We start from the raw sequence: 15,463 nt of genomic DNA, 5'->3' as shown, positions 1-15,463 counted from the left end.
TGCGTCAGTTCGAGAAGCGCACGTGGCGGACAACATCCTCTGATTCAATCTGCGTGTAGCTGCCGCTAGTGACCTGGTAGACGGCCAGGGTTTTGTCGTTGATGTGGTACTGGTAGTTGCCGTTGATGGCAATGTAGGTGCCCTGGTCTTCGTGCACATCGTCGGTGGTCAGGGTCTCATTGCTGGCTTTGTTAATGCCAATGTAGCTCAGCCCCTTGGGGGTCTGGCACAGGTGAATTGTAAAGGACTTGGTCTCAAAGAAGGCCGCGGGGCGGTTGCTCTCGCCGCAGGGGCCGGTGCTGATCTCTGGGTTGGTGCCAGGGGCTGTCTCCGGGGTCGGGTTCGCGGCCTGCCCGGTGGTGTCGATAAAGTCGCCGCGCACCCAGCCCTCGGCTCCCGACTGGGCAAATTTGACGTAGTACCAGCTAAAGCCCCCCTCCCCTTCGGCCAGGCGCAGCAGGGTGATCTGGTCGCCGCCCAGGCCGTAGCCCCGGGCCCCGGCCTGGGTCGTAGGCTGCGATCGCAGGTTAACCCGCGCTCCCTCAGCCTGGGTCTTCAGATAGGCGGTGCGGGTGGGGACAATGGGCGTCGAGCGAAAATCGCCATCATCCACAGCCTCGGCTGGGGCGGCGTCAGCCCCGGCGGTGGGGGTACTTTCTACGCCGCTGGTTACCCCCGGAGTAGAGGCTTCAGGAGAGGTATCTGGAGCAGCGCTTCGATTACAGCCGCCCAGGGCAATTAGCGCTAGCACCAGCAATAATTTTGAGAATTTCCAGCCAACTCGCAAAATTCACCTCCTGGCCCAGGGACGTTGCCAATGGTACCGCAAATGGGATGGGGAAGATGGGGCGGGGAGGATAGGGAAGATGGGGAGGGTGGGGAAGACAATATAGATGGTTAGCGCGTTAAATAAGGCCAGTTCTTCCCCCCGCACCCCCGCACCCTCGCACCCCCGCACCCTCGCACCCCCGCACCCTCTTCAAACATCCCACTTCACCTTAAACAGGCGAAACAGCTCGTAGTCACGACTGGAGACAACCCGCGCGCCTTCGGCTTTCACCAGGGCGGGCCAGCGATCGAGGTCTTCCAGATGCACCTCGGCCCCCAGATAGGTTTCTAAAATCGCCCAGGGTTCGGCCAGTTCGGCCTCGGAATTGATCGCATCGAAGAGAAACCAGCCGCCGGGCTTGAGGATTTTTTTGACCTGCTGGAGTACCGTAGCCCAGTAGTCGGCGGGGTAATAGCAGCTCACTCCGGTGGCGATCGCCATATCGAAGCTGTGGGGCTCGTACTCCAGGCGGTGGGCCGGGGCCTGGGTCACCCCCTTAAACAGCTTGGAGTTGAGCTGGGGGCCGCGGGAGGTCAGCGCCTGGCAGGCCACTGAGCTAATCTCGTGGCCGTGGAACAGGGCCTCCCACTCGCGCCAGGGATAGATTAAAAAGCTGATGCCGCAGCCAATATCGAGGCAGCGATCGCGCTTGCGGGGCTTCACCGCCTCCCAAAAAGGCGTCGAAATCCGGGTCGTCAGGGTGCCCGCAATCCAGTCCTGGAACACCGCCATCTCCTCGACCTCAGGCGGCAGATCGAAGGCTTTGCCGCCAAACTCATGGTCGTAGCGCCGGGCCACGGCCTGCAACTGGGCACCCCAGGGGGAGGGGTCAGCGGGCAAGCGGCCCGGCCCTTCGCTTTTCATCCCTGCGCCTTTCATCCCTTCAGGGCCCGGCTAAAGTTTTCGCGATAGGACTTATTTAAGGCCAAAAACACTGGCCACAGCAGGGTGAACTTCACCTTGCCCTCGCTAAAGTTCGTGCGGTTAAACCCCGTCCAAAACTTGAAGGCCCCACCGCCATAGATACCGGCCAACAAAAGCGCAATCAATGTACCCATAGTCACTGCTCCTTCCTACCCGGGTCGCCTATGCTTCTACAATACCAACGTTGCCCCCGGTTGCCTTTGATTGTCGCTATATTCCCTAGCTTTGCCCCAAAGGACGGCGGAGAAGGCAAGCGCACAGCAGCGCAAAACAGATCCCACCTGGGATAGAGATAGATTAGGTGTATTTACCCTAATCTATCCTCGGGCAGGTTAGGGCCGGGATAAGGTTATAGATATCCCTCTAGATAGACTAATCTATCGGTATAGAGCTCATGGTTCCGCTGTCAAGTGGAAACCCCATCGAGAAATGTTTAGAAGCAGGAAGGAGACGATATGCGTGCAGTACTTATGGCTGGTGGTTCAGGAACTCGTCTACGGCCACTGACCTGTGACTTGCCCAAGCCAATGGTGCCGATTCTCAATCGCCCCATTGCCGAACATATTGTTAACCTGCTCAAGCGCAACGGCATTACCGAGGTGATTGCTACCCTCTTTTATCTGCCTGATGTCATGCGCAACTACTTTAGCGACGGGCGCGACTTTGGCATCCAGATGACCTACGCCGTCGAAGAAGACCAGCCCCTGGGCACCGCTGGCTGCGTCAAAAATATTTCCGATCTGCTGACCGAAACTTTTTTGGTGATCAGCGGCGACAGCGTCACCGACTTCGATCTCAAAGCCGCCATCGAGTACCACAAGCAAAAGGGGTCAAAGGCCACGCTGGTGCTCACGCGGGTGCCCAACCCGATCGAGTTTGGCGTGGTGATTACCGACGATGAGGGGCGCATTAAGCGGTTTTTAGAAAAGCCCTCCACCAGCGAAATTTTTTCAGACACCGTCAATACCGGCACCTACATTCTTGAGCCTGAGGTGCTCGACTACCTGCCCACTAACGAAGAGTCTGACTTTTCCAAAGACCTGTTCCCGCTGCTGCTGGAGAAGGGCGAGCCGATGTTTGGCTATGTCGCCGACGGCTACTGGTGCGATGTCGGCCACCTGGAGGCCTACCGCGAGGCCCAGTACGATGCCCTGCACCGCAAAGTTGTGGTCGATTATGCGTACCCAGAGACATCGCCAGATGTTTGGATCGGTGACAATACCCAGATAGATCCAACGGTTCAGATCCATCCGCCGGTGATGATTGGCAACAACTGCCGCATTGGCGCCCGAACGGTGCTCGAGGCGGGCACGGTCATCGGTGACAATGTCACCATCGGCTGCGATGCCGACCTGAAGCGCCCGATCATTTGGAACGGCGCTATTGTCGGCGATGAGGTGCACCTGCGGGCCTGCTCCATCGCTCGGGGGGCGCGGGTTGACCGCCGTTCCCACGTGCTGGAGGGGGCGGTGATTGGCCCGCTTTCAACGGTGGGCGAAGAGGCGCAAATTAGCCCCGGCGTGCGGGTCTGGCCGAGTAAGCAAATCGAGTCAGGTGCAACGTTGAACATTAACCTTATCTGGGGCAATACTGCTCAGCGCAATCTCTTTGGCCAGCGGGGGGTCGCCGGGCTGGCCAATATCGACATCACCCCCGAGTTTGCCGTCAAGCTGGGGGCGGCCTACGGGTCAACCCTCAAGCCCGGCTCCCACGTCACCGTATCGCGGGATCAGCGCAGCATTTCGCGCATGGTGTCGCGATCGCTGATTGCCGGCCTGATGTCGGTGGGCATCAACATTCAAAACCTGGAGGCCACGGCGATTCCGGTGGCCCGCAGCGTGCTGGCCGAAATGGGGGTGGCCGGGGGCATTCACGTGCGTCTGCACCCCGATCGCCCCGACTACATTCTGATCGAGTTTTTTGACGAGCACGGCATCGATATTCCCAAGGGCAAGGAGAAGAAAATCGAGGGGGCCTACTTCAAAGAAGACCTCAGGCGATCGCCCATCCACGAGATCGGCACCGTCACCTACCCCACGGGCGTGGTCTCGACCTACACCACCGCCTTTGAAAAGCACCTCAACGTGGAGGCGGTGATCAACAGCCAGGCCAAGGTGGTCATCGACTATCTGTACGCGGTGTCGGGGGCGGTGCTGCCGCAGATTCTCGGCAAGTTTGACTGCGATGCCGTGGTGCTCAACGCCAGCCTGCGCCAGGTCGCCCTCTCCAACGACGAGCGCGAGATGATGCTGGGCCAGCTGGGTCAGGTGGTGCAGTCGCTGCGGGCTACCTTTGGGGCCCAGGTGTCGGCCAACGGCGAGCAGCTGATTCTCGTCGACGAGGTGGGCACCCGCATTCGCGGCGAAGTGCTCACCGCCCTGATGGCCCACATGATGCTGACCACCCACCCCCGGGGCACGATTGTGGTGCCCGTGCACACCTCCGGCGTGATTGAGCACATTGCCCGCCGCCACGACGGTCAGGTGATTCGCACCAAGGCCAACCCCACCGCCCTGATGGAAGCCTGCCAGACCAACCCCAACGTGGTGCTGGGCGGCAGCGGCGAAATGGGCTTTATCTTCCCTGAGCTGCACCCCGGCTTCGACGCCATGTTCTGCATTGCCAAGCTGATTGAAATCCTGAGTTTGCAGCAGCGATCGCTCGGCCAAATCTGGTCAGAGCTGCCCCGCATGGCCTACCGCATGCAGACCCTGCGCTGCCCCTGGACCGTCAAGGGGGCTTTAATGCGCTACCTGGTCGAAGAAAATCCGCCCGAGCGCCTGGAACTCATCGATGGGGTTAAAATTTTAGGCGACAACCCCGACGACTGGGTGCTGGTGCTGCCCGACGCGGGCGAACCCCTGGTGCACATCTACGGCAACAGCGAGAGCCGCGAATGGCTCGACGGCACCATGGTCAAGTACCAAGATCACGTCCAAACTTTCATCGACAAAGAACAGGGCATCAAGGAGCCTATGCCGCTATGAACAACTGCCTGATGATGGCCGAAATCGTGCAGGCACCCCAGCTGCGCTACACCTCCGACAACCAAACTCCCGTCGCCGAGTTTGTAGTGCAGTTTCCAGGGCTAAAGGAGGGCGATCCCTCCTCCCAGATGAAGGTGGTGGGCTGGGGCAACCTGGCCCAGGACATTCAGGCCCAGTACCAGGCCGGGCAGCGGGTGCTGCTGGAGGGTCGCCTGGCCATGAATGTGGTCGAGCGCCCCGAGGGCTACAAAGAAAAGCAGGTGGAAATGACCGTGCAGCGCATCTACAGCGTCGGCGATCTGAACACGATGCCCATGGCTCCGCCGGCAGCGGTGGCCGCCCCAGCGGCAACTCCCAGCCCGGCGGCCTCTCGCCCGGCAACCCCTCGGTCCGCCCCCAGCGCCACCGCCGAACCCGCCCCCAGCTATGACGACATCCCGTTTTAGCGCCAGCCTGACCTCAAATCTAACCTGGGCATCAGCGCAGGGCCTCAAGGCGGTTAGCCGCCCTGACGGCATAGGGATTGCCCCAGGGAGCGGGGGTGCTGAGCTGCGGCTGGGCGATCGCGGCGCCGCTGCCTAGGGCAAATCTACCCAGTTTTAATCCACCACGGCATTTTCAGGCGTCGTATCGCCAGAAATATGGGGCAATATGGGGGAGTCATCCCTGGAAGAGGCTTCTTCTGTTGAGGCTATGGTCTTGAGTGGTTTAGTTGGGCGGGCAGCAGCGGCGGGCAAGCTCGGTTTGTGGAGTGGCTTGGGGGCTGTTTGGGTTGTATGGGTGGCCCTGCCGACGCTGGCTCAAACCCCGGTACCCCTGAAGCCGACCAGCCCACCGGATTTGCCCTTAAGACCCCTGTCGCCTGCGCCAACGGGTGATTTCGACGCCTACCGCCTGGGGCCAGGCGACAGCATTTTTGTTGGAGTGCAGCGGTTTCCAGATCTGAGCTTTCCGGCCACCCTGGATATTCAGGGCAATGTGGTGGTGCCCCTGGCGGGTACGGCCAACCTGGCGGGGCTCACCCTCGATCAGGCCCGCGACAGGCTTTTCAGCCTCTACAACCAGTACGTGGTCAACCCCGATGTGTCGCTGATCTTGACGGCCCAACGCCCGGTGGAGGTAACTGTGGTGGGAGAGGTGCCGCGCCCTGGGCTGTATCCGCTACAGGCTCCGCAGCTGTCCGTGGCGCTGCTGACGGCAGGGGGGTCAACCACCCTGGCGGACCTGCGCATGGTTCAGGTCGATCGGTCCCTAAAGGACGGATCGCGGCTGTCGCAAACGGTGGATCTGTTTACGCCGCTGGTGCAGGGAGACCCCATTCCCCAGGTGCAGCTGCAGGATGGCGACGTGATTACCGTGCCGCGCCTGACTCCGGAGGATGTGGGCAGCTACGATCGCGATCTGGTCGCCACCTCAACCCTGGCGCGGCCCGAAATTACCGTGCGGGTGCTGAACCGGGCCGCCGGGGCGCGGGGGGGAGAGGCCCGCTTTGGGGCGATCAACCTGCCCAACGGCAGCCGCTTCTTAGACGCCCTGGCGGTGGCCGGGGTGAACCCCGATGTGGCCGCCTACCACCGCATTGCCGTGCTGCGCTTTAATCCGGAAACCGGATCTGCCGATACGCTTATGGTGGACGCGACGGCGGCGGTAAACGGCGACCTGAGCCAGAATGTTCCGCTCCAGGAGAACGATATTTTGGTGGTCGATCGTAACCTGATGGCGCGGGTGAGCTATGCGCTCAACACCTTTACCCAGCCCTTTCGCGACGTGCTGGGCTTTTTGCTCTTTTTTGATTCTCTGACCAATTCGGCGGAATCGTTATTTAGGCCCTAGGGAAAACGGCGATGGTTTCTCCTGTTATAAAGCGCTATCTGCTGGCCCTAGACCGCTACAAGTGGCCTAGCCTGGCCACGTTTTTGGGTATTTTGGGCATTTCGGCTGTGGTCGCGATGCAGCCCCCGACCCCGCCCAAGTATCGAGCGGAGGGGGTGCTGGTGCAAAATGCGCCAGTGGTTGCCCTGACCACGACCGGGACGGAGGTGCAGCAGCGGGGCCAGGGGATTATCTCAGAGCAGTTTTTGCTGGCCGATGTGCTGCTTCAGCAGGTGTCTCAGGAGCTGGCCCGGCGCGGCATGCCGATGGAGCCGGAGGCCATTCGCGATCGCACCACGATCAAGCTGGAGGGGGTTGAGGGCGAGCAACCCCAGGTGCAGCGGGTCACGGTGGTCTTTCGCGGCCCCAGCGAGGAGCAGACCCAGCTCACCCTCAACCTCATGTTTGAGGCCATGGTGGAACTGAGCCGGGTGACTAACCGGGCGCGACTGCGGGCTATCATCACCGCCCTAGACGAGCGCCTGCCTGCGGTGGAGGGCGACCTGCGCACCGCTGAGCAGGCCCTAGAGGCCTACGATCGCACCCAGGGCCCCGCCATTCAGGCCGCCCTCGATGGCAGTCTGCTGGGGGCGATCTCCGGGGGGCAGCAGCAGCAGCGCCAAAACCAGATTGCCCTGGCCGGGCTAGACTCACAGATTCAAAGCCTGGAGCAGCAGCTGGGGCTGTCGCCGGGGCAGGCGTTGACGGCTTCGGCCCTGAGCGCCGACCCGATCATTGCCCAGCTGCGATCGCAGATTCTAGAGGCCGAGACCCAGCTCAAGCTGCTGTCGCCCACCCTGCGGGAGTCTCACCCCACCATGCAGGAGCTGCGCCAAAACCTGGCCGCCTACAACGCTTTGCTAACGGAACGAGCCCAGGAGGTGGTGGGTGGCCAAGGTCTGGCGGCCCTGCCCAGCGTCAGCGAGGTGCGCCAAAACAGCACCCTCGACCCGGCCCGGGCGGCCCTGGCCAACCAGCTGGTCTCCCTCAGCGCCCAGCGGGCCGCTCTCATCAGCCAGCAGCAGGCGCTTAACCAGGCCGACGGCCAGCTCAGACAGCAGTATTCAAGCCTGCCCAACAAGCAGCTGGAGCGCGATCGCCTGGCCCAGCAGGTCGCCCTCAACCAGGCCCTCTACGACCAAATTCAGGCCAAGCGCATCGATGCCCAGGCCGCCGAGGCCGAAACCGTCAGCAGCCTGACGGTGGCCCAGCCGCCCACCGTCACCATCCAGGCCGAGACCCCGCCCAACCCCATCCTGGTGGTGGCGGTGGGCGCACTGCTGGGAATCGTCGCCGCCGGGGCCGTCGTCTTTCTGCTCGATCTGCTCGACAGCACCGCCCGCACCGCCGAAGATATTGAGGGTATTTTGACTGACCAGGATGTGCCGCTGCTGGGGCAGGTGCCAACCCTGGCCGCCACCTCGGTTCAGGGTTGGCCGATGCTCTACCAGCCCCAGACCCCAGACCTGGAGATCTATGAGCGTCTGCGCAGCAGCCTGCGGCGGGTGGGCAGTCTGTCTGAGGCCGGAGTCGCCCCTCGGGTGGTGCTGGTGGTCAGCAGTCGAGGCGGCGAGGGCAAAACCACCAGCGCCTTTAACCTTGGCATTGCCGCCGCTCGGGCTGGTCGCCGCACCCTGGTGATCGAGGCCGACCTGCGCCAGCCCTCCTGTGGCGATCGGCTGGGGGTAAAACTCGACCCGGCGGCCATGGCTGAACCGCTGCACTACTATGCCGGTCGCCAGCAGTCGCCAATTCAGCTGGCCCCCTGGGTCGAAAACCTCTACCTGGCCCCCAGCCCCGGCCCCCAGCCCCACCCGGCGGCCATATTAGAATCGAGCGAGATGGGGCAGTTTTTGGTCGATGCCCGCGCCCGCTTTGACCTAGTGCTAATCGACGCGCCACCCCTGGCCCGCAGCAATGACGCGCTGCTGCTGGGGGCGGCCAGCGACGGCCTGCTGCTGATTACCCGCCCCGGCATCACCGATAAGGCAGTGCTCGAGGCCCTGCTGGAGCAGCTCCTGGAAAACGAGGACCTGCCGGTGCTGGGGGCGATCGTCAACGCCGCTGACAGTACCGCAACGCCCAGCCCCTCCGAGCCTGCCCCCGCGCCAGCTCCACCGCCGCTGATTCGCTCCATCGACTTTTAGGCGGCTGAGCCATAGGGCAGGTCCATAGGATAGGATCGAAGGCCGTAGATTCTGTCGTCGTTTGGGAGCGATCGCTTGCCTACTCTGGGAGTCAACATTGACCACATTGCCACCCTGCGCCAGGCCCGCCGCACCGTAGAACCCGACCCGGTAGCAGCGGCGGTGCTGGCCGAGCTAGCCGGGGCCGATGGCATTACCGTGCACCTGCGCGAAGACCGCCGCCACATGCAAGACCGGGATGTGCGCCTGCTGCGGCAGACCGTGCGCACCCACCTGAACTTGGAGATGGCCGCCACCGACGAAATGGTGGCGATCGCCCTCGATATCCAGCCCGACTATGTCACCCTGGTACCCGAGCGGCGCGAAGAGGTCACCACCGAGGGCGGACTGGATGTAGCTGGTCAACTCGATCGAATGAAGTCGGTGGTCAACACCCTCCAGGGGGCAGGCATTCCGGTCAGCCTGTTTATCGATGCCACGACTGACCAAATTGAGGCCTCTGCCCAGGTCAGCGCCCGGTTCATTGAGCTGCACACTGGCCCCTACGCCGAGGCCAAATCGGAGGGCGATCGCGCCATCGAACTCGACATTCTCGCCCAGGGCACGGCCCAGGCCCTGGGGCTGGGTCTGCGAGTCAATGCTGGGCACGGCCTCACCTACTGGAACACCACTCCGGTCGCCCGCATTGCCGGAATGGAAGAACTCAACATCGGCCACAGCATCATCAGCCGCGCCGTTTTGGTGGGCCTAGAGCGCGCCGTCCGTGAGATGAAGGCGCTGATTTGAGCTGGGTGATGGGGTGATGGAGTAATTGAGTGTTGGGCCATCACTCTCCTACTCCATCACTCCTCCACTCCATCACTCCCCCACTCCATCACTCCCCCACCTTCCCCATCTTTTTACACCCAAGGAGATTCCCCCCATGACCACCTACTACTACGCCGTCGCCAGCCAAAAATTTCTGCTCGAAGAAGAGCCCCTAGAAGAAGTGCTCAAGGAACGCCGCCGCTACTACCAGGAGCAGGAGCAGGCGGTGGATTTTTGGTTGGTCAAAGCTCCAGCCTTTTTAGACGCGCCGGAGTTGGCCAATGTCAAGGCCAGCTGCCCTCAGCCCTCGGTAGCTCTGGTGTCGACGAGCAAACAGTTTATTACCTGGGTCAAGCTGCGGTTTGAGTACGTGGGCACCGGGGAGTTTGAGGCCCCCTCTGAGACGATTCCTGACCCGCTGGCCTCTTTAGATGCGGTTGCATCCTAACCCTGATCAAACGCCTTAATAGCCGCATCACTCCCGAGAAGCTGATTGACTGACAAAGGTTCACATGTATGTTGGCGTTGAGCGAAGCGTAACCCAACGCCAGTAACGGTTTTGTTGGGTTACGCTAGCGCTAACCCAACCTACGGCTTGGCTCTCTGCATTGTTAAGGTTCAAGACGGAGATGCGCTTTGTAGCAATTTTGACTTGCTTAGGCGATCGCAATGGGCTAAATTTCTGATTTAGAGCTGCCTGCGTGTAGCTCGGTTCCCAAAATTTGGTCGAACGCCACTGGAAGGTGCTACCAACACCAACCAGCGGCTGACCCCTTCGGCAGTACACGGCTGTCTCGGAGGCTGAGTATTATGTTACTCTGGCCGCTCCGATACGCTTATGTCTGGGAGCGGCCAAATTTTGGGTTTCCTACCCATCCGTTTCTTTGGAGGAAACCCTAATGTTGTGTTTGCCATATTTAGTAGCGCTTGCCCGTTGGGGCGAGGCGACGAACCCGCTGTTGCTTGCAAATTCGGAGAGTCAGCCGGGGCGAGAGCGGTTGCGCCATCTGGTGATTGGGTCGCCGGAAGGGGTGCGAGGGGCGATCAACCACCTGCATTTGCTGAGGTATACCGAGCAGCGGGAGTGGAGCCGCCAGTTTACGATACCGGAGTCGGGAATTTTGATTACCCCGGAGCAGGGGGAGGTGTTTAGCTACCTGCTACGGTATCGGCAGCTGGGTTAGTGGTGAATTAGATTCCTGGATCTTTAAGGATTCAGGAATCTTTGGCTCTACGGGAACTAGGGCGTGTTTTAAAACTCTTTGGCAGAATGGAAGTAGTACGAATAAACTCTTGAACTGCGATGATTCTTCCACCTCAACCCGCCCCTCGTCGGGGTGAAATGAGCGAAAACCAATGGAACCAGATTGAACCCCTGCTGCCACCGCAAAAACCTCCCACGGGCTGCCCAGCCAAAGACCATCGCCTGATCATCAATGGCATCCTGTGGATTTTGCGCACGGGTGCGCCATGGCGAGACTTGCCGGAGCGCTATGGGGCTTGGTCAACCGTTGCCGGGCGGTTTTATCACTGGCGCAAGATTGGCCTATGGCAACAGGTGCTCACAGGCCTCCAAGCGAAGGCCGATGCCGAGGGCAAGCTCAATTGGGATATTCATTTTGTCGATGGCAGTGTCATCCGTGCCCACCAGCATGCCGCTGGGGCAAAAAGGGGGACCTAGAGCCCGATTCGGACCTCTCTGCGGTTCAACAGGTGCAAATCCGAGAGGCCTTAGGACGGTCCCAAGGGGGCTTTAGCACCAAACTACATCTGCGCTGCGAGGGAAACGGCTTACCGATGACCTTTCTGCTGACCGTCGGTGAGCGTCATGAGGCGGTCGTGTTTGAACCATTGATGGAGCAAGGCGCGGTGAAACGCCCTCACGGGGGACGACCGCGCTTACGTCCCAAGCGGGTCAGTGGGGATAAAGCTTACAGCAGTGGCTCCATTCGTCGCTATTTGCGACGGCGGGGAATTCGGGTGACCATTCCTCGCAAACGCAATGAACGGCGACGCGGTACCTTTGACAAGGCGCTATACCGCCAGCGCAATCAAGTTGAGCGGTGTTTCAATCACTTGAAGCAGTACCGCCGCATCGCAACTCGCTATGAGAAAAAGGCTGAAAACTACCTGGCCATGCTAACTCTAGCCTCCATCATGATGTGGGCTTAGTTTTAAAACACGCCCTAGTGAGTTCACGGGGCCAGTGTATCTGGAGTTGGTGGAGGCTAAGAGTGAGAGCAAGCCGCTGACCCAGCTTCAGGCGATTAATGCAGTTCGTGAGTCGGTGGGGTTGGCTGAAGTATCAGCGGTGGATGCGCACGCCCCAGATGCCCTGTCTGTGCTGGCCAGGCAACAGGTGGCGACGACAATTACCGAGTTGGAAGCGCAGACAAACCGCTACCGGCAGGCGGCGATCGCCCAAAAGCAAGACAGTAAAGCGATTGAAAAGCTAAGTGATCGCATCGAACAGCAGCTCATACATGTCTCTACGGTGTTAGAACAGTTCGTCCCAGGAACACCACTGCGACTCGTGACGCCTGCCAGCAAGACCATTCTCTATGGGGTGGTCGCTGGGGCCGATGCCAAAAAGCGATCCGGCAGTCCGGCAGCACCAAACCGTTGGAAGCTCAGGATTCTGGTGGCAGACTCAGCACGACAGATTACGGTGCCGTTGTCGAAGTTCAACACGGGGCGAGCAGGGGCGATCGATGCCACAGTTCAGACCGAAGACTGGTTTGGCAATAGCGTGTATTCCCTGTTCGACATGCAGCAGGAGGCAGGGCGAATCAACCGGCAGATCTTTACCGGCAACCTGATCAAGGCGTTTGAGAAGTACTCCAACGGCAAGCTGGTGAATTACACCGACTATCGGGGCGAAGTGTGCCAGGGGCTAATCATGCCCAAAGGCTTTGATATTGAGTCGGAGCTGACTAAGGAACCGGTGGCCTTCAAGGAGCCGCAGCAGGTGTTTCGGTTCCTGACAGATTTGACCAACCGGCAGGGGACGGTGAAGACGCTGGATGAGCTGTTGCTGCTGAAGCCCCAGCAGGCGGGGGAGGGGTTCATTCTACAAGCGCCGAAATTGAAGGAGTCGGGTGGACGGTACTACTTGGATGAGGAACTAATTGCGGCAGCGGGGTCGGATTTTTATTCGGTCGCTGACCGCATGGAGGTGGTCATCCCCCCAGAACGGCTGGAGCGGGTGCTGGGGGTGGTGATGCACCAGCGGAACTATAAGCTGGCGGCGTTTGAGTTTAAGGAAGTAGCGCGACAGTTGATGGGGGTGTCGCTGCCAACCTTGGAGAAGGTGGAGGTGGAAGTAGTGAAACCCCCGGTTGTTTCTCAGCCAGTTGCGCATGCAAATCAACCCAGGCCAGAGCCAACAGTAGAAAGGCCTGCGGTCGAAACTCCGGTGTCTCCACCCGTACCCAACCAGCCCCCGATGGGCCAGCTCGAAAAGCGGATTCTGCGGTTTTTGAGGAATGCGGGGATTGAGCAGGACGTAATGACGTCTCAAGACTTTCACCTCCGAATCGAGAATGAGCCGTTCATTCCCCTGGTGGTGGAGCGGCAGGGCGATGAGCTGTATTTGACCCACTACCTGACCCAGAACAGCGATATGTTCATCGACTCGGAGATGGTATTTCGGGTGCAGGGCGAGGGGCGGATTGAGTTTAAGGAGACGGCGGTGCAGAGTCTGCGGGGTGGAGAGTCGCGGCTGCCAGACCGCGCTTTTGCCCAGATTTTTTCCAAAAACATTGTGCAGCAGGGGTTCGCTGAAGCTGCTCATGTCCAGCTTCAGGCCCAGGCAGCACCCGAAGTGGAGATGGTGACCCCCCAGGAATCGGAGGATGAGCGATCGCAGATGCCGAGTGATATGCGGCAATACTTGGAAGTGAAAGAACAGTACCCCGACGCGATCGTGCTGGTGAAGTCGCCGGATCAGCGGTTCTATGAGGCGTTTTTCGAGGGCGCTCGGCCCTTGATGGAGCACCTGGAGATGATTGGCACCAGCACGGAGTCTGGGGTGAAGGAACTTGGGCGGGTACGAGTAGCGGGGTTTCCGGTGGGGAGTCTGCACAAGTATTTGGACAGGTTGGCCCAGCATGGGGAGGTGGTGATTGCGGAGGGGGAGGGGGCGATCGCCATCCACCCCCATCATCCGTACGAACCAACAGCCATTGAAGAACCAGCCCAAGCTCCTGTTGAGCCGATTCCCCGATCCCAGATCCCAGCACCAGCGTCTAAGGAGCCTGAATTTCAGATACAAAACCTGTTTGACCTCGACCAGTTCACCGGGGCGCATCAAAATGGACATAGGGAGCTTCTACCGCCGATCCAGCCTGGACTGGATCGGCGGTAGAAGCTCAACCAACTGCGCTATCAGAGGTGAATGTAGATCCTCCGACACAACCATTACCAACCCCTACGGTTTCAGCAATAGCCCATCAGAGGCAAGCGGCAGCAGATGATGCAGCGCTGGAGATTGCGCCCGAACCGTTGCCGCGCTCAGCATTAGAAACCATACGCGACTGGTACCGCGCTGCCCGCGATTTAGGCCACGACCCACTGCACCTAGAAGAGATCAAGCAGTTGGGCCTTTCAGCCAAACAGGCCAATGGCAACGGTTTTGGCCTCGCGCCAAACCTACAGCAAGAGATGGCTCAAGATCTAGCCCAATATCAGGCGTTGCAGCAGCGGGGAGAATACGTGGCCCAGGCTTCCCAAAAAATCTTGTCGGTGATCGGGCAGACCCGAGGCCCCCATACCCAGTTTCGCGGCAAAGTCTATGAACTAAAGCAGACCGCTGACCGACTGACCGTCCGCCGGGTGACGCCTCAACCCCAGACCATTTTGGAAATCGCCCAGGGGAAAATTCAGCGCACGGTGGTAACAGCTGAAGACTGTCAGCGGTTTCAGCGGTTTGTGCAGCGCCTAGAATCAGACCGTGTTCCCACCTCGACCTCAGCAGGACTTGAACGATGATGACTCTGACCCCCTTACCCGCTGACTATCGCCCCCAGTCCATCGTGATTTTGTGCGATGGGCAAAAGGCCGTGCATGTGGAGGGCAACGAAATGCAGCTCGATGTGGAATGGACGGCGGAACGCGCCCCCGATCGCCTGGAGATGTTTTGGGATGGGGTACTGGTCTATGCCCTGGTAAATCAGCAGCTCACGGTCAACCGTCTGGAGTTGGTCACCGGCGCTACCCACCCCATGGAATGGATCTTTCAAACCCCAGCGGGTCAAGCCGATGAACCCAGCCCTTCGCACCACGTTTGACCGGCTCCGGGAGCAGGGGCTGCCGCCGCTACCCGTTGCCCCAGCCCAAGATCCGACGCGCTACCCGGCCCGAAACCGCGATGGCAGCCTGAAGCGCGACAAAGACGGGGCTCTGGTGCCCGCCTTCACCGGCAAGAACCCCAGCTATGTGGATTGCAGCGGGATTCCTCACCTGATCCGGCACACCCAGTATCAGAATCGGTTGCCGACTCAGGCTGAGCTTCAAACCTGGTTTGCGCACCCTGACAACGGCATTGGCACTCTAGGCGGCTGGCACAATATTGTTTGGGTCGATGTGGATGTGAAGCAGTTTGAGTCGCAGCAGGCCTGCGATCAGCGGATCGTTGATTGGCTGAGCCAATACCCGCTTTTACAACAGACATATGCCGAGCGCACCCATAGCAGCGGCAGGCGGCATACCTCCCGCTATATTGTGTGGTCCTCCTAACCTAAGCCCTGAGGCTGCTTCACCCATTCCATTCGACAGAGCTAAAAGGGTGGGTTTCTTCTATTATCCATACTGATGATTCCCAGAATATCAATAGTTTGGCTGAAATATAAAAATGAGCTGAGAGCATGACTTCAGGCGTATATCGTAGCCAAAATTGG

At 60.0% G+C, this 15,463-nt stretch carries 16 protein-coding genes; 13 read left to right on the top strand and 3 right to left on the bottom strand.

Annotation, left to right across the window (positions count from 1 at the left end):
• Window positions 1-4: 4 nt before the first annotated feature.
• The 3 genes from LEPTO7104_RS37620 to LEPTO7104_RS0129525 form a co-directional block, all read right to left on the bottom strand.
• Entirely contained in the window at window positions 5-751 is a 747-nt protein-coding gene (locus tag LEPTO7104_RS37620; protein WP_196358203.1) for an SH3 domain-containing protein, read from the bottom strand.
• Window positions 752-979: 228 nt separating this feature from the next.
• A complete protein-coding gene (locus LEPTO7104_RS0129530; protein ID WP_017302181.1) occupies window positions 980-1,693 on the bottom strand; it encodes a class I SAM-dependent methyltransferase in 714 nt (237 codons plus the stop codon).
• A gap of 11 nt (window positions 1,694-1,704) precedes the next feature.
• The gene (locus LEPTO7104_RS0129525) at window positions 1,705-1,887 is read right to left on the bottom strand and encodes a hypothetical protein (protein ID WP_017302180.1); all 183 of its coding nucleotides are present in this window, start codon (window positions 1,885-1,887) and stop codon (window positions 1,705-1,707) included.
• Between the two features lie 321 nt (window positions 1,888-2,208).
• Between LEPTO7104_RS0129525 and LEPTO7104_RS0129520 the strand changes: the two genes are divergently transcribed.
• The 13 genes from LEPTO7104_RS0129520 (at window position 2,209) to LEPTO7104_RS0129460 (ending at window position 15,302) form a co-directional block, all read left to right on the top strand.
• Window positions 2,209-4,740, top strand: a complete 2,532-nt coding sequence (locus LEPTO7104_RS0129520; RefSeq protein WP_026073191.1) for a mannose-1-phosphate guanyltransferase — start codon at window positions 2,209-2,211, stop codon at window positions 4,738-4,740.
• A complete protein-coding gene (locus LEPTO7104_RS0129515) occupies window positions 4,737-5,186 on the top strand; it encodes a single-stranded DNA-binding protein (RefSeq protein WP_017302178.1) in 450 nt (149 codons plus the stop codon). The genes LEPTO7104_RS0129520 and LEPTO7104_RS0129515 overlap by 4 nt, the downstream gene beginning before the upstream one ends.
• The gene (locus LEPTO7104_RS40760; protein WP_155523993.1) at window positions 5,167-5,322 is read left to right on the top strand and encodes a hypothetical protein; all 156 of its coding nucleotides are present in this window, start codon (window positions 5,167-5,169) and stop codon (window positions 5,320-5,322) included. Before LEPTO7104_RS0129515 ends, LEPTO7104_RS40760 begins: the two co-directional genes overlap by 20 nt.
• 117 nt (window positions 5,323-5,439) lie before the next feature.
• Window positions 5,440-6,573: a polysaccharide biosynthesis/export family protein gene (locus LEPTO7104_RS36080; protein ID WP_225887121.1), complete on the top strand. Its 1,134-nt coding sequence runs from the start codon at window positions 5,440-5,442 to the stop codon at window positions 6,571-6,573.
• Window positions 6,574-6,584: 11 nt separating this feature from the next.
• Window positions 6,585-8,759, top strand: coding sequence for a GumC family protein (locus tag LEPTO7104_RS0129505; protein WP_017302176.1), 2,175 nt, complete (start codon window positions 6,585-6,587; stop codon window positions 8,757-8,759).
• A 75-nt stretch (window positions 8,760-8,834) separates the two neighbouring features.
• Complete coding sequence (locus tag LEPTO7104_RS0129500) at window positions 8,835-9,545, top strand: pyridoxine 5'-phosphate synthase (protein ID WP_017302175.1); 711 nt, start codon at window positions 8,835-8,837, stop codon at window positions 9,543-9,545.
• Between the two features lie 136 nt (window positions 9,546-9,681).
• Window positions 9,682-10,014 carry an MgPME-cyclase complex family protein gene (locus LEPTO7104_RS0129495; RefSeq protein ID WP_017302174.1) on the top strand — a complete coding sequence of 111 codons (333 nt, stop codon included), beginning with the start codon at window positions 9,682-9,684 and terminating at the stop codon, window positions 10,012-10,014.
• Window positions 10,015-10,465: 451 nt separating this feature from the next.
• Window positions 10,466-10,750: a hypothetical protein gene (locus LEPTO7104_RS0129490; RefSeq protein ID WP_017302173.1), complete on the top strand. Its 285-nt coding sequence runs from the start codon at window positions 10,466-10,468 to the stop codon at window positions 10,748-10,750.
• A 119-nt stretch (window positions 10,751-10,869) separates the two neighbouring features.
• A protein-coding gene (locus LEPTO7104_RS39635) for an IS5 family transposase (protein ID WP_422879859.1) occupies window positions 10,870-11,738 on the top strand; the annotation gives its coding sequence in 2 pieces (ribosomal slippage) (window positions 10,870-11,239 and window positions 11,239-11,738; 870 coding nt in all).
• A 49-nt stretch (window positions 11,739-11,787) separates the two neighbouring features.
• On the top strand, window positions 11,788-13,932 hold the full coding sequence (locus LEPTO7104_RS0129475) for a DUF6908 domain-containing protein (protein WP_155523992.1): 2,145 nt from the start codon (window positions 11,788-11,790) through the stop codon (window positions 13,930-13,932).
• A 137-nt stretch (window positions 13,933-14,069) separates the two neighbouring features.
• Window positions 14,070-14,555: a hypothetical protein gene (locus tag LEPTO7104_RS0129470; RefSeq protein ID WP_017302171.1), complete on the top strand. Its 486-nt coding sequence runs from the start codon at window positions 14,070-14,072 to the stop codon at window positions 14,553-14,555.
• A complete protein-coding gene (locus LEPTO7104_RS0129465) occupies window positions 14,552-14,854 on the top strand; it encodes a hypothetical protein (RefSeq protein ID WP_155523991.1) in 303 nt (100 codons plus the stop codon). The genes LEPTO7104_RS0129470 and LEPTO7104_RS0129465 overlap by 4 nt, the downstream gene beginning before the upstream one ends.
• Entirely contained in the window at window positions 14,826-15,302 is a 477-nt protein-coding gene (locus tag LEPTO7104_RS0129460; protein ID WP_017302169.1) for a bifunctional DNA primase/polymerase, read from the top strand. Before LEPTO7104_RS0129465 ends, LEPTO7104_RS0129460 begins: the two co-directional genes overlap by 29 nt.
• Window positions 15,303-15,463: the final 161 nt, after the last annotated feature.

It is taken from the genome of Nodosilinea nodulosa PCC 7104, assembly GCF_000309385.1.
In the GTDB taxonomy this organism is placed as follows: Bacteria; Cyanobacteriota; Cyanobacteriia; order Phormidesmidales; family Phormidesmidaceae; genus Nodosilinea; species Nodosilinea nodulosa.
The sequence above is the reverse complement of the archived record's forward strand: the minus strand, read 5'-3'. Positions and strand labels throughout refer to the sequence as shown.

Coding starts and splice junctions, on each gene's coding strand:
- LEPTO7104_RS0129530 (WP_017302181.1), bottom strand. CDS start 1,693: ATGAAAAGCGAAGGGCCGGGCCGCTTGCCCGCTGACCCCTCCCCCTGG.
- LEPTO7104_RS0129525 (WP_017302180.1), bottom strand. CDS start 1,887: ATGGGTACATTGATTGCGCTTTTGTTGGCCGGTATCTATGGCGGTGGG.
- LEPTO7104_RS0129520 (WP_026073191.1), top strand. CDS start 2,209: ATGCGTGCAGTACTTATGGCTGGTGGTTCAGGAACTCGTCTACGGCCA.
- LEPTO7104_RS0129515 (WP_017302178.1), top strand. CDS start 4,737: ATGAACAACTGCCTGATGATGGCCGAAATCGTGCAGGCACCCCAGCTG.
- LEPTO7104_RS40760 (WP_155523993.1), top strand. CDS start 5,167: ATGACGACATCCCGTTTTAGCGCCAGCCTGACCTCAAATCTAACCTGG.
- LEPTO7104_RS0129505 (WP_017302176.1), top strand. CDS start 6,585: ATGGTTTCTCCTGTTATAAAGCGCTATCTGCTGGCCCTAGACCGCTAC.
- LEPTO7104_RS0129495 (WP_017302174.1), top strand. CDS start 9,682: ATGACCACCTACTACTACGCCGTCGCCAGCCAAAAATTTCTGCTCGAA.
- LEPTO7104_RS0129490 (WP_017302173.1), top strand. CDS start 10,466: ATGTTGTGTTTGCCATATTTAGTAGCGCTTGCCCGTTGGGGCGAGGCG.
- LEPTO7104_RS0129465 (WP_155523991.1), top strand. CDS start 14,552: ATGATGACTCTGACCCCCTTACCCGCTGACTATCGCCCCCAGTCCATC.
- LEPTO7104_RS0129460 (WP_017302169.1), top strand. CDS start 14,826: ATGAACCCAGCCCTTCGCACCACGTTTGACCGGCTCCGGGAGCAGGGG.